The 12,531-nt window shown below is 39.8% G+C and carries 10 protein-coding genes; 4 read left to right on the plus strand and 6 right to left on the minus strand.

Going from position 1 to position 12,531, the window contains the following annotated elements; genetic code table 11:
* The first annotated feature begins 58 nt into the window (after nt 1-58).
* The 3 genes from EHR01_RS02585 (at nt 59) to EHR01_RS02595 (ending at nt 3,472) form a co-directional block, all read left to right on the plus strand.
* On the plus strand, nt 59-1,123 hold the full coding sequence (locus EHR01_RS02585) for a class I fructose-bisphosphate aldolase (RefSeq protein ID WP_135693043.1): 1,065 nt from the start codon (nt 59-61) through the stop codon (nt 1,121-1,123).
* A gap of 4 nt (nt 1,124-1,127) precedes the next feature.
* Entirely contained in the window at nt 1,128-2,852 is a 1,725-nt protein-coding gene (locus EHR01_RS02590) for a 4-alpha-glucanotransferase (protein ID WP_135693044.1), read from the plus strand.
* An 80-nt stretch (nt 2,853-2,932) separates the two neighbouring features.
* Complete coding sequence (locus tag EHR01_RS02595; RefSeq protein ID WP_135693045.1) at nt 2,933-3,472, plus strand: Mpo1 family 2-hydroxy fatty acid dioxygenase; 540 nt, start codon at nt 2,933-2,935, stop codon at nt 3,470-3,472.
* 79 nt (nt 3,473-3,551) lie between these two features.
* On the opposite strand, the gene EHR01_RS02600 is transcribed toward EHR01_RS02595, so the two are convergent.
* Nucleotides 3,552-4,325: a helix-turn-helix transcriptional regulator gene (locus EHR01_RS02600; RefSeq protein WP_135693046.1), complete on the minus strand. Its 774-nt coding sequence runs from the start codon at nt 4,323-4,325 to the stop codon at nt 3,552-3,554.
* Nucleotides 4,326-4,374: 49 nt separating this feature from the next.
* Between EHR01_RS02600 and EHR01_RS02605 the strand changes: the two genes are divergently transcribed.
* On the plus strand, nt 4,375-6,129 hold the full coding sequence (locus tag EHR01_RS02605; protein WP_135693047.1) for a transglutaminase-like domain-containing protein: 1,755 nt from the start codon (nt 4,375-4,377) through the stop codon (nt 6,127-6,129).
* Nucleotide 6,130: 1 nt separating this feature from the next.
* On the opposite strand, the gene EHR01_RS02610 is transcribed toward EHR01_RS02605, so the two are convergent.
* The 5 genes from EHR01_RS02610 to EHR01_RS02630 are packed head-to-tail and all read right to left on the minus strand — an operon-like array spanning nt 6,131 to nt 12,511.
* Nucleotides 6,131-7,240, minus strand: coding sequence for an alpha/beta hydrolase (locus EHR01_RS02610; RefSeq protein WP_135693048.1), 1,110 nt, complete (start codon nt 7,238-7,240; stop codon nt 6,131-6,133).
* A gap of 15 nt (nt 7,241-7,255) precedes the next feature.
* Nucleotides 7,256-8,380, minus strand: coding sequence for a M23 family metallopeptidase (locus EHR01_RS02615; RefSeq protein ID WP_167482918.1), 1,125 nt, complete (start codon nt 8,378-8,380; stop codon nt 7,256-7,258).
* 17 nt (nt 8,381-8,397) lie between these two features.
* Complete coding sequence (locus tag EHR01_RS02620; RefSeq protein ID WP_002974102.1) at nt 8,398-8,802, minus strand: bactofilin family protein; 405 nt, start codon at nt 8,800-8,802, stop codon at nt 8,398-8,400.
* Between the two features lie 59 nt (nt 8,803-8,861).
* Complete coding sequence (locus tag EHR01_RS02625) at nt 8,862-11,414, minus strand: penicillin-binding protein 1A (protein ID WP_135693050.1); 2,553 nt, start codon at nt 11,412-11,414, stop codon at nt 8,862-8,864.
* A gap of 26 nt (nt 11,415-11,440) precedes the next feature.
* Nucleotides 11,441-12,511, minus strand: a complete 1,071-nt coding sequence (locus EHR01_RS02630; RefSeq protein ID WP_135693051.1) for a zinc dependent phospholipase C family protein — start codon at nt 12,509-12,511, stop codon at nt 11,441-11,443.
* Between the last annotated feature and the right edge of the window lie 20 nt (nt 12,512-12,531).

The raw sequence follows: 12,531 nt of genomic DNA on the forward strand, positions 1-12,531 counted from the left end.
AAAAAAAGATGTTGTCACATTGGAAGAACCCGAGAATTTATTTTTTAGGAGAACAACTTTGAACTTCGACGAAATCTCGAAACATCTTGGAAACGACGCGGAATCCTTACTTGGATTCAAATCCCCAAAAATCGCTAAAGAACTAATCCACGTACCTGGCTCTGACTGGGTTGATAGAATTTTTGCTCCCACAGACAGGTCTGTACCTGTGCTTCGTAGCATCCAAACCCTTCTCGGAAGTGGCCGTCTCGGTGGAACGGGTTATGTTTCCATCCTTCCGGTTGACCAAGGAATTGAACACTCTGCTGGTGCCTCATTTGCAAAAAACCCGATTTACTTTGACGGTGAAAACATCATCAAATTGGCTATCGAAGGTGGTTGTAATGGTGTGGCAACAACTCTCGGAGTTCTTGGATCCGTTGCAAGAAAGTATGCTCACAAAATTCCTTTCATTTTGAAAATCAATCACAATGAACTTTTGACTTACCCAAACAAAAGTGAACAAATCCTATTTGCAACAGTAAAACAAGCTTATGACCAAGGTTGTGTTGCGATTGGTGCTACCATTTATTTTGGTTCCGCTGATTCAGGTCGTGAAATCGTTGAAATTTCTAAAATCTTTCAAATGGCTCACGAACTCGGAATGGCAACCATCCTTTGGTGTTATGTAAGAAACAATGCGTTCAAAAAAGACAAAGACTACCATGTTTCTGCTGACCTAACAGGACAGGCTAACCACTTAGGTGTGACCATCCAAGCAGATATCATCAAACAAAAGTTACCTGAAAACAATGGTGGATACAATGTTTTAAACCAAGAATCTTCTTATGGTAAAACAGACAAACGAATCTATTCTGACCTTACTTCTGACCACCCAATTGACCTCACTCGTTACCAAGTAGCAAATTGTTACATGGGAAGAGCTGGACTTATCAACTCTGGTGGTGCATCAGGTGAAAACGATTTACAAGACGCACTGAAAACTGCAGTCATCAACAAACGTGCTGGTGGAATGGGACTTATCTCTGGAAGAAAAGCGTTCCAAAAACCAATGAAGGAAGGGGTTGCATTACTCAACGCCATCCAAGACGTATATCTATCGAAAGAAATTACAGTCGCTTAAAGACTTGGAATTTTTTCGAAATGTAAAAAAAAGAAGGGCAGGGGTACTTGTATCTCTGCCCTCAATTGTTTCTGAACATTCTTTTGAATGTGGAGACATTTATAGTTTATACCCACTTTGCGATTGGGCAAAAGATGTGGGTTTTAGCATCATACAATTATTACCATTAAATGATACTGGATTCGGATACTCTCCTTACAGTGCCATCTCAGCTTTTGCTGTTGATCCTCTTTATATCTCCTTATACAAACTAGGCATTCATACAAAATCCCGCAAACGTGAGATCCAATTTTTAAAGAATCATCCCATTCGCATTCGTAATTTAAAATTAGAAATCATTCGTAAGTTATATTCAGAAAATCAAAAAGAAGCCATGAATGAGGCTACTTACTTTTTAGAAAAACATCCCTGGTGTTATTCCTATGCAGCTTTTCGATTATTGTATGAGGAATTTGAAGGCAAAGGTTGGTGGGAATGGCCTAAAAAATTCCAAGATCCAAACCATTCCAAAGAATATATATTCTCAGAGAAAAGAGAAGAGGCTCTCTTCTGGGTTTATTTACAAAAGATCGCCTATGATCAGTTATCTGAAGTAAAAACCCATTATGAAGATGTGGGTGTGTATTTAAAGGGTGATATGCCAATCCTAACTTCCCGAAATTCTTGTGATGTGTGGGAACATCCTGAATTTTTTATTATGAATTTACAAGCTGGTGCTCCTCCAGATGATTTTTCGAAAACTGGACAAACTTGGGGATTCCCAGTTCTCAATTGGGAAACATTGGAGAAAACAAACTATTCTTGGTGGAAGGATCGTTTGTCCTATTTAGAACATTTTTTTCATCTCTACCGAATTGACCATGTGATTGGAATGTATCGCATTTGGGCCATCCCGGAGGCAGATCAAACGGCCCTTCATGGTTGGTTCCATCCTCAATTTGGAATAGCGACCGAAGAATTTTTAAAAGAAGGATTAGATCCTAAACATTTTGAAAATCTAGGCCTGATTCATGAATTCATTCCAGGTCATTATATTTTTTATTGGGATTTTTGGAAAGAACCCGGATACCAGGAATTGGAAGAAGAGATTAAGGCAAAATTATACCCGTTGTCGGAACTTCATATTGCAGAAGAGGAAAAACATTGGAGGGAGGCGGGAGAAAAGATTTTAGAAATTTTTGAATCCTTTTCTTCGATGATCCCTTGCGCAGAAGATTTGGGTTCTGTTCCTTCCTTCATTAGGGATTCTTTATTTGAAAGGCAAATGATTGGAATCGATGTGGTTCGTTGGACAAGGTCCTTTACAACGGGTGAGTTTATCCCGGAAGAATTGTATAGAGAAAATGCCATTTCTGTTTTATCAACACATGACACTAGTTTGGTGATGGAGTGGTGGAAAAAAGAAGGAGATATGGAATCCAAACTCCAATTTTTCTTCGATCGTTTAGGAAAACCAAGACCGGAAACAGGGGACGCGGCACTCCTCGGCCTTCTCGAATTTGTATTCCAGACAAGTAGTATTTTTTCCATCCAGTTGTTTCAGGATTTGGCAGTGGGGGTCCCTAGTGTTGTAGAAAATCCGGAAACCCATCGCATCAACCTTCCGGGAACTCCTGACCACTCCAACTGGACGTACCGGTTTCCCATTCTCATTGAGGAATTTGCCTCTGATTTCAAACGTAACTTCTCCCTCCGAAAACTCCTTCTCGATTCCGGCAGAAATTCTTAATTTTTTAGAATCATGACAGATTCGTTCAAGTCGGATGGGTCCGATTCTGGTAAGATAAGATTTTACACCGGAGGTCTCCTTTGAGATTTGCAAAAGAAATGGCGTTTTATTCTGCTTACCATCAGGAAAAACGCAACGTATGGATCCATGTGCTTGGTGTTCCCACAATCACCTTCACCTTGTTTGTCGTGTTAAGCCGTTTTTCTCTTTTTGAATACAATGGTTTTCACGTGTCGGCATCCCTAGTGTTTACATTGGCTGTGCTTGGTTACTACTATACTTTGGATGTTTTGTTTGCTTTTGTTGCTACTTTGATTTTTGGAGGACTGTATGTCACTTCCGAATGGATTACTTTACAACTTCCGGCAAATACAGCGTGGACAATTTTTGGCCTTGGACAAGTGATCGGTTGGGGAGCTCAGTTTTACGGACACTTTGTGTTCGAAAAGAGTAGGCCTGCCCTTTTTGATAACTTGTTCCAAGCTTTGGTATCGGCTCCTCTGTTCGTTGTAGCGGACGTGTTTTTTGAACTTGGATACCGAATGGATTTAAAAAATGCAGTCGACGCAGAACTAAAACAAAAAGGTGTTTGGAAAGACTTTTCGCATAAACCTGCTTAGGTTTTAAAATATAAAACAGGATCTGCAAAAAAGATGAAAGTGAACTTGTTTCTCTAAAACTCTTTTTTGCGATCCTATTCTAATCTTCACAAAAACATACCTTACTTAACGACTGACTTCCTAAAAATAACGAAGGTTTCACTCCAAACATCTTTTTGAAGGTTCTGGATAAATGAGCCTGGTCACTGAATCCTGCCGCATGAGATGCAGTGGTAAGATTTTCACCACCTTGCAATAGTTTTGCGGCAATATGGAGTCGTTGCCACAAAAGATACTGCCTGAGTGGAATTCCCATATTTTCTTTAAATAAATGCATAAACCTATCTGTGGAAATTCCTGATATTTCCGAAAGTTCGGCTAAGGTAACCGGATTTGGCATTTTTTCTTTGATCCTTTGGATTGCCATCTCAATGCGTTTGTCGTATTTTTTGGAAATGGTTTCTGAGCCAAGTAAAGAAAGGATTTGGTTATACACAGTCCGCGCTGAGTCACAGGTGAGATCGTCACTAAATAATGATTCTGCGATCGTTTGAATTTTGGCCCTTGTTGCCTCATCAATTGTTTTGGGATGATCTTCCATGAAAATTCTTTTGTATTCATCTGATTTGGGATCTAGTTGGATGATGAGCATTTCTGTATTTTCTGCTTCCAATTTATGATAATAATTGGGAGGAATGATGATCCCTTGGGATTTGATGACTTCATTGGATTTTGTATGCAAACCAAAGGTGGAACCAAGTGAAACCAAAATAGACACTGCATAATGGGAATGTGGTTCTGTGATGATGCCTGAAGTTCCTAAGAGAATTCGTTCTCCAAAGTAAAAAAGACTTCCTTTTCTTTTTGAATCCATATACTAGAAAAATTCTAAGAACCATTCTGAAAAAGGCAAGGAATATCGAATGAAAAAAACTTTTTTGATTTTAGTTTTCTTATCTTTCCTTTTTTCTTTATTCGCAAGTCCTGAAAGGGAAGTTCCTATTTTTTGGACGGAACTTCATTCGAAATACAATTGGAAAACAAAACCAACATTCCCCGAATCCGAATCCGTTGAATTATTTGAATCCATTTTATATACAGAGGGTAGGTTGTTACTCCAAACAAAGGATGTTACCAAACAGTACTCCCTCCTTGTTTGGAATTTAGATTCAAGGGAATCTAAAAAAATAGATTGGGATGGTGGGAAGGTGACAGGTTGGGCAGAGTGTTCGGGGAGAATTTTAGTCCAAACCACAAAGACTCTCTGGGATTTAGATGCAAAAACATTTGTTGTGAAGAGAAAACTTCCTTGGTCAAACAATGGAAAGTCTTGGGTTGATATTGTTTGTTTAGAAAACAAAATTTATAGATTGGTGGCAGACCAATTGGAAGTGTATGGATTGGATTCTGGTGAGTTGGAATCAAAAATTCCTCTTCCTTTTTCTTCTGTGCAAAGAATGTCCAAACGAAGTGAAAAAGAAATTCTACTCATCTCTTCTTATTGGGGAAATACCATTCAAGTTTTTTCTCCAAAAGATCCTACAAATTCTAAGGAATGGAAATTTCCAGTCAATCATAGGGCTCTTTTTAAATTGGTAACTTTATCAGAAAATCATCTTCTCATCTTTGATCCAATCACAAAGATTTATGGTGAATGGATGGTGTTTGAAAATTCCATTTTGCCTTTGGATTCTCCTGTCGAAGTAGCAGATGGCTCTAGAGCTTACCGATTTTCTCCCATCCAAAACAAAATTGAATACCAGTTTTCTTTAACGGCTCTCTCTGATCTTCCTGAAACAAAATACCAAATTCTCCTTCCAAAACAAAACATAAGTTCACAAAGATTATCCGAAGAAGAGTTTGATGTAGCATCCATCCCTGAAATCGATGATTATGGGAATAGGTCCTTGGTTCTTACCCTCCCTCCACTCAAAGCAGGTGATAGAAAAGAGATAAAAGTTTATAGTGCTTTGCTCACTCGTTATAAAATCCATTGGAATTTGGATCCAAAATTAACATTGGGCAAAACTCAAAATGGAGAAGGGTTGGAAAGTTTTTTGATGGATGATTGGTTTTTAAAGATGGATTCAGATGTTGTTTTGGAAAAAAGAAAATCAATTATTCAAAATGAGACCAACTTAAAACAAATTTTAACTAAAACCCAAGAATACGTATCCTCCATCCCTTATCAGTCAGGAAGTTTTGAATCTGCACCGAAAGTGATAGAAAAAAATAATGGAGGTTGCACAGAACATTCCTATGTCACCATGGCATTGTTACGCGGTATGGGAATTCCTTCGAGGTTAGTTTGGAACTATCTTCCTACGGAGTCCTCTAAGGAAATTACATTCAATCATAAATTTGTTGAGGTTTGGGTGGAAGGCCTTGGATGGATACCTATGGAGCCACTAGCACCACCTAAATCCAAACCGGGAATCACCCATGCTAGGCATGTTGTCTTTGCGGGACTACCAGGCACAAATCATCCCAAAATTGTTGGTGGGGATAGGCTTGTACAATTGTCAAAGGACCAATTGGGTCTTGCAAAAAAGATAAAATTCAAACTAGTTGTGGCAAAGATAGAAACCGAAAAAGACACAGAAAATATGGATGAGAAAGTTATAATTCCAAAAACAAACCGTGCCTTAAACTCTGGGGAAGATCTGATTGTTCCTTAAATTATTTTCTAAGGACAAAGTTCTCCCCATTTTTGGGACCTGATTTTCGGATAAAAAGTCTTCGTTCTACTGATACACCCATTAACACTTGATAGATGTCGGTGAGAATGGGTCTTGAGGAATAATATCCATGACCAAGTCCGCCCACACCCAAAACAGGATCATCCACTTCATTGACATTGATCACATCCACACCTGAATACTTAAAACACATTCCCGCACGAGGGGCACCATTTACTTTTTGGGAAGCAACAAGGGCATTGTCCCCTGGAGAACAATAAAGGGTAATTCTTTCTGATGATTTGGTTAAATCAGAAAGGATGGATTCAAATTCATTTTTGTCAAAATCAGGAGCATTCAAAATGAGTTCTGATAAAAATTTACTTTTACCTTGTTTGGCGATCGATGCCACGGAAGGTAATACCACTTGGTGGCCCATACTATGAACGACTAAATGAATTTTTTTTCCAAGGCTTGTGATATCGGTTAAGAACTTAGCAAAGGGTTCCCTGTTGATTTTGGCTTCTGTAAAGTTTAAATCGTAAGTTGATTTTACCATCACTTGTCCGAGGATTCCTGCGTCCGCTCCTGCGGGCCAAGAATAAACAACCACTTCTCCTGGAAACTTTAGATCGTATTTAATTTGTCCGGCGCGAAGTACTGCTTCATCAAAATTGACATTGAAACCGTGCACAAATACCAAAACTTCTTCAGAAGCCGAGGATTTGATTTTGTTTAAAAATTCTTTATCATCGGTATTGATACGGCCTTTGAACTGAAAGAACTGGTTTTTGTCTTGGGCGTTATCGAAAGAAATATCTCCAATGATATGTTTGGATGGGATGTTGACCAAACAAATTCCGTAATGGGGGTTGATATCGGTGATGAATCCGAAACTAGCGGCATCACAATTGTCTTTGACTGTCATTTCCCGACGTGTGGTGACAAAATGAACATTGAGAATTTTGGTTTCATCAAAAGGATCAACAATTCGTTTGTTGATTTGTTCTCCGATTTTCGGGGAACAGGAAAGAAGGAAGTTTATTAAAAATAAGAAAGAAAGGAATATTAGGAAAGTTGAATGTTTTTTGTTTTGTTTGGTTATATTCATGATCTTTAATCCAGTTTATTTATAGGAAAATCCTTTGATGATTTTTGTTGGGTTTACGTTTTTTCCATCTTTGATGACTTCGAAATGGAGGTGGGGGCCAAAACAATATCCTGTGCAACCGGAGCGAGAGATGACTTTCCCAGCACTCACATAGTCACCTTCTTTTACGAAGAGTTTCGAGTTATGAGCATATAAGGTTTGGTAATTATCATCATGTGTGAGGATGATCGCATTTCCATACCCACCCATCCAACCAGAATAGGTAACCTTTCCTTTCCTTGCCGCATACACAGATTCATAATTAGCTCGTAAGTCGAGGGCCATATGGAATTTGTATTGAGGGTAGGAACGAGTTCCCCAACCTGAAGTAATGACTTTGGAAACAACGGGAATTCTCCAAACAGGTCCTGTTTCTGGAATCACTGCTCCTGGAAGGAATACCTTTTGTCCTGATTTAAATAAATCATAATCATCTAATTGGTTTTCAGAATAAATATCATCAATTTTAACTTTGTAGTAGTCGGCCACTTTGGCAAGAGTATCGCCTTTTTTTAACTTATAAACTAATCCTTGTTTGTTGGGTATGTTTAGGATTTGGCCAGGGAGGATTGATACTTCTGGGTTAATTCCCGAACTTCCCGCAATGGATTCTGCTGACACTTTAAATCTACGTGCAATATCAGAAAGGGTTTCGTTCTTTTTGACTTTGTATTGAGTAACTTTTAGTTTTTTGTTTTTGTTATCTGCCAGAGCATCCAAATCGGCCGAACGAAGGATGGCCATTTTTTTATCTTCTGTTTCTTGTAAGTATTTGGCATCGGCAAGTTTTGCCTCTTTGTCTTTGATATCGTTCTCTTCTACCTCAGTGGACATACTAAGGAATTCTTTTTCCATTAAACTTTCTTCATAAGTTTGTTTGTCTACAATGATTGATAAAAAGAATGCTAAGATAAAGGAAGAAGCGAGTAGTGGGAGGATTCGATACCGTTTCCGGTTTAGATCGATCGTTCCATGAAGAACACTGGATTGTGACTGGAGGTTGTAAAAATACTTACCAGGAGAAACTTGGATGACGTTAATGTTTCCCCAGCGTAACACATGCTTACCGATCGTAGACTTTTCTGGAGATCGAAGTAGCATGTGCTAATAGGGATTGGTTAATCCTTAGTGTCTAAAGATTTGATACCGCCAAAGGATTCTTCCACAATCTTACGAACGTCTTTTTTCTGGCCGCCGGTGATTGTAATATTTCCTTTTGCAACTACACCTTTTTGAAGTTCTAAGTATGGAGCAGTGATATCACCTAACATACGTCCTGTACCTTCGAGTTTTACTTCGTTTTCGGCTTTGATGTTTCCGATTAGGGTACCAGATACAATGACTTCTCTTGCGCTGATATTCGTTTTAACTTTACCGGTTTCTCCGATGACAAGTGCATCTTCTGTTTTGATATCACCTTCGAATTTTCCATCGATTCTAAGTGAACCTGCGATATAAAACTTACCTTCAAATATCGACCCTGGTCCGATAACGCTATTGATGGAATCCTTACCTATTGCCATTCCTGCTCCTTTTCCCCTTCTGTGAGAATCAAAATTTTCGGTCTTCTTGACAAGCCTTTTTAGTAGTCGATTTCCTCATCCCCGCTAAAGACTGATTTTTTTCGTTTCGGCGCTTTGGATGAACTAGGTTGTTTCTCTATTTTTTCCGACTTTTTCTTTTCTGTTTGTGCGGTTGGGGTCGAAGGGAGGTTCGGCCTTGATTCCACTACATTCCAAGATGAGCCGTGGTCATTACAAACGTCCTTGGGAGCCGTTTGTGGGATGAAATACTCTTCAAATAGGTCATGGCATTGGGATCCAGGCAGTTTTCCCGACATCCGGCAAACTGTCTTTTTCGTGACTTTTACCTCGCTAAGCCAAGGAAAGTCGACAGCGGGTTCCCGATCAAGGGCTCTTGCCATAAACCGACCCCAAACAGGTGCGGCGAGTTTCCCACCAGTCATCCCTCGTCCGAGGGAAATGGTTCCCACATCATACCCAAACCAGACAGAAGTCACAAGTTCTGGGGTGTAACCGACAAACCATGCATCTCGAAAGTTATTGGTAGTCCCTGTTTTTCCATAAGCTTTACGGTTTAGTCCATAAGACAAAACCCCACGACCCGTTCCTTCTTCCACAACGTCTCGCATCATGGAAGTGATGAGAAAGGCAGCTTCCTTCGAGATGATTTGTTTGCGATCCTCATCTTCGAAGTCTTTGCGAAAATCTTTGATGATTTTTCCTGAATTGTCTTCAACATACAAAACAGAGATAGGATTGACTGTTTTGCCACCGGAGGCAAGGGCTGCATAGGCTCGTGTGAGTTCATATGGAGTGAGTTCAAAGGAACCAAGAGAAACGCTGAAGTTATAAGGGATGTCGCGACCAGGTAATTGTAAAAGTCCTCGCAAACTATCCATTAGGTGGGAAAGTCCCACTTGTTCTAAAACTCGAACCGCCACAGAGTTTTTGGATTGTTCTAATGCTTTTCTGAGTAAAATAAAACCAGAGTATTCGCTACTGTAGTTCTCTGGGGCCCATTCATCGCCGTCCTCCATCAAATATTGAAGCGGGGAATCTGCAAATAGAGTAGCAGGTGTTACATTTTTTTCTGGATCAGGGTTTTTGCCAGAATAATCCATCGCTGCTGCATAAAGAATGGGTTTGAATGCAGAACCTGGTTGGCGGAAGGCTTGGAAAGGACGGATCTGTTGGTTGTCAGAACGAAATCCTGATCCACCAACTAACGCAGTAATATATCCTGTTTCTGGACGAATCGCAATGAGTGATCCTTCTACTGGAAGGAGATGGTCTTTTGTGGTTTGTGAAGTGTAGTTTTTATCAATCAAATCACCTAGAAAATCGTCTCCAGTTAACAAGTTTAAGGCATAAAATTCATCGCGTAAGTCTTCTTGGTAAGCGGAAGAAAACGTACGTTCTGTTCGGGAGATATGGAATTTAAAATCAGGAAGGTCATACAAATCAGCAATGAGAGAATACCCACTTCCATACAAATCATCAAAGGCATCGATATTTCGAAACGCTCTTTGGTTGGATTCCAAAGTTTGTCTTTGCAGGGCAGGGAGAAGGGCTTTTTCTGCTTCTTCTTGGTGGCGGATTTGGATGGTGGAATAAATTTTAAGTCCCCCATTGTACAAACGGCCAGAACCAATGGATCGGATTAAATTTTTGCGAATGTATTCTGTTACATATGGAAAACGGTTTAACCTGTCAGAAAAAGCAGAATCATTCGGAGAACGATTTAAATTGGTATAATATTCGTCGAGTGCGGCATATTCTTTTTCTGCGTCAGCAACAGACATCCTTCCATTTTCGACTAACTTACGAAATACAACTCGCACTTTGTTTAAACTGGATACAGGATTGACGATGGGACTAAACTGGGTGGGTCTTGTGGTAAGACTGGCAAGAATGGCAGCTTCCCCCCAAGTTACATCTTGGACTTCTTTTCGAAAGTAAAACCGAGAGGCTGCACCGACTCCAATGGTTCCGTGTCCCAGTGGAATTTCGTTTAAGTATACTTCCAAAATTTTATCTTTCGGATACACCAGTTCGAGTAAAATGGCAAGCCAAGCTTCACGAGCTTTTCTCGCGATGGAACGTTCTATCGATAAAAATTTAAGGCGTGCCACCTGTTGGGTGATGGTGGAGGCACCTTCTTTGACTCGGCCCGCCATAATGTTCACAACAAAAGCGCGAGCAATCCCTTTTAAATCAATTCCATTGTGTGAATAAAAAGAGTTATCCTCAGTTGATAAAAAACATTGGATGACCTTGTGGCGATTGTCTGCAGAAAGCGCATTCTCTTCTGGTTTTAATTGTTCTAATCGAACAGGAATTCTTGAGAATTTATAATATTCGGCAATGGGTTCGTATTCCCCTTTGTCATTTAATCCATATAAGGTGGAAGGGATATCATAAACAGCAGCTTCTTTTAGTTTAAAAAAATCTTTAATGGAACCTGTGAGTAAAAAAACATTCAAGGCTCCAAAGGCAAAAATTGCTATGGCGGTGTTTCTTAATCTTTTGTCTCCGGTCCAAATCCTTTCTGTAACAATTCGAAACCAAATGATAAAATACTTTTCAAAGAGCCCAACGGGTTCTTGTTTCATACATTTCCCTTAACTTTAAATCCAAATCAAACGAGTGGAGAAAATTCCTTCATATGGTCGATTCCGTGGTAACGGAGACCGGTATCCAAATTGTAACCACCGAGAGATTCCAGAATTTTCGATCTGCTTTCCGGAGAAAAACTATATTCGTAGGCTCTCGTTAAAATTTCTTTGCAAGCCTGGCTTGCTTGGTTCAAAAGTTCAATAAAAGAGTCGTTGAACTTACGTTTCGGGTCCGCTGGATAAAACCATTCCCGTTTTTCATCATTCATAATCTTGGGATTGATATTTTCTAGAGCTGGCAACATGAGAACACTGGCATTGTATTTATGAAAGGTCAGCGTATCCACTACACTGACAAGCCCGCGCATGAGTGTACTTCTCGAATCTAAGGTAGAGGTAAACCGGTAAAATCCCAAATAGGATTCGTTTAAGATATCACCGGGAATGATTTTTTTTTCGGAACCCAAATAGGAGGAAGCAAACTCCAAGGGAAAGGTTTCTTTGATGGATTGTAACCAAAAATTCCAAAGCACAGGATCCATTTTGTTTTTAATTCCTACCGTTCGGTGGCGGATATCGATGTATTGGGGGAAATCGTATTCCCTTGCACTCATTCCCCAACGATGATTGATGAGAAGGGTATCTAAACCAAACTCAACTTTCATGTGGTTGACTTGTGCCTGGTAAGAGATCTTCTTATCGTTGTTATAGTAATCCCCGGAGATGTAAAAAATATAAGGATGGGTTTGGATGTCGACTACGCAGTGGCAGATATACCCTAATGTGAACGCAAGAAAACGATCTCTATAGAGTCCCATTTCCGTATCGTGGACTTGGTCGAGAAAACTTAATACTAGTTCGGCAACTCGGTGGTGGTGGGCAAGGTCTCCGAAGAAAGCGGCCTTCTTTGTTCTTTTGGGTTGTAACACATGATAGAAGTAAAAGATATCGGGAGCCACGGCACCAAGGTTGGCATAAGAGGCAACATCGGGACGCGAAAGTAATGCAGCCATTCTACGTTGGGTTGCGTTTCCATGTTCCAAATGTTTTTTCACTTGGGAGAGTGCTTCAATATGTGTAATCTTTCCTGCCATTTTCTACTTTTTTGACTTTA

Origin of the sequence: Leptospira mtsangambouensis, from assembly GCF_004770475.1 — a bacterium.
GTDB classification, from domain to species: Bacteria; Spirochaetota; Leptospiria; order Leptospirales; family Leptospiraceae; genus Leptospira_A; species Leptospira_A mtsangambouensis.

What these genes read in the sequence shown, in the direction of transcription:
- EHR01_RS02600 (WP_135693046.1), bottom strand. Translation starts at nt 4,325, where the DNA reads ATGGATTCAAAAAGAAAAGGAAGTCTTTTTTACTTTGGAGAACGAATT.
- EHR01_RS02605 (WP_135693047.1), top strand. Translation starts at nt 4,375, where the DNA reads ATGAAAAAAACTTTTTTGATTTTAGTTTTCTTATCTTTCCTTTTTTCT.
- EHR01_RS02610 (WP_135693048.1), bottom strand. Translation starts at nt 7,240, where the DNA reads ATGAATATAACCAAACAAAACAAAAAACATTCAACTTTCCTAATATTC.
- EHR01_RS02615 (WP_167482918.1), bottom strand. Translation starts at nt 8,380, where the DNA reads ATGCTACTTCGATCTCCAGAAAAGTCTACGATCGGTAAGCATGTGTTA.
- EHR01_RS02620 (WP_002974102.1), bottom strand. Translation starts at nt 8,802, where the DNA reads ATGGCAATAGGTAAGGATTCCATCAATAGCGTTATCGGACCAGGGTCG.
- EHR01_RS02625 (WP_135693050.1), bottom strand. Translation starts at nt 11,414, where the DNA reads ATGAAACAAGAACCCGTTGGGCTCTTTGAAAAGTATTTTATCATTTGG.
- EHR01_RS02630 (WP_135693051.1), bottom strand. Translation starts at nt 12,511, where the DNA reads ATGGCAGGAAAGATTACACATATTGAAGCACTCTCCCAAGTGAAAAAA.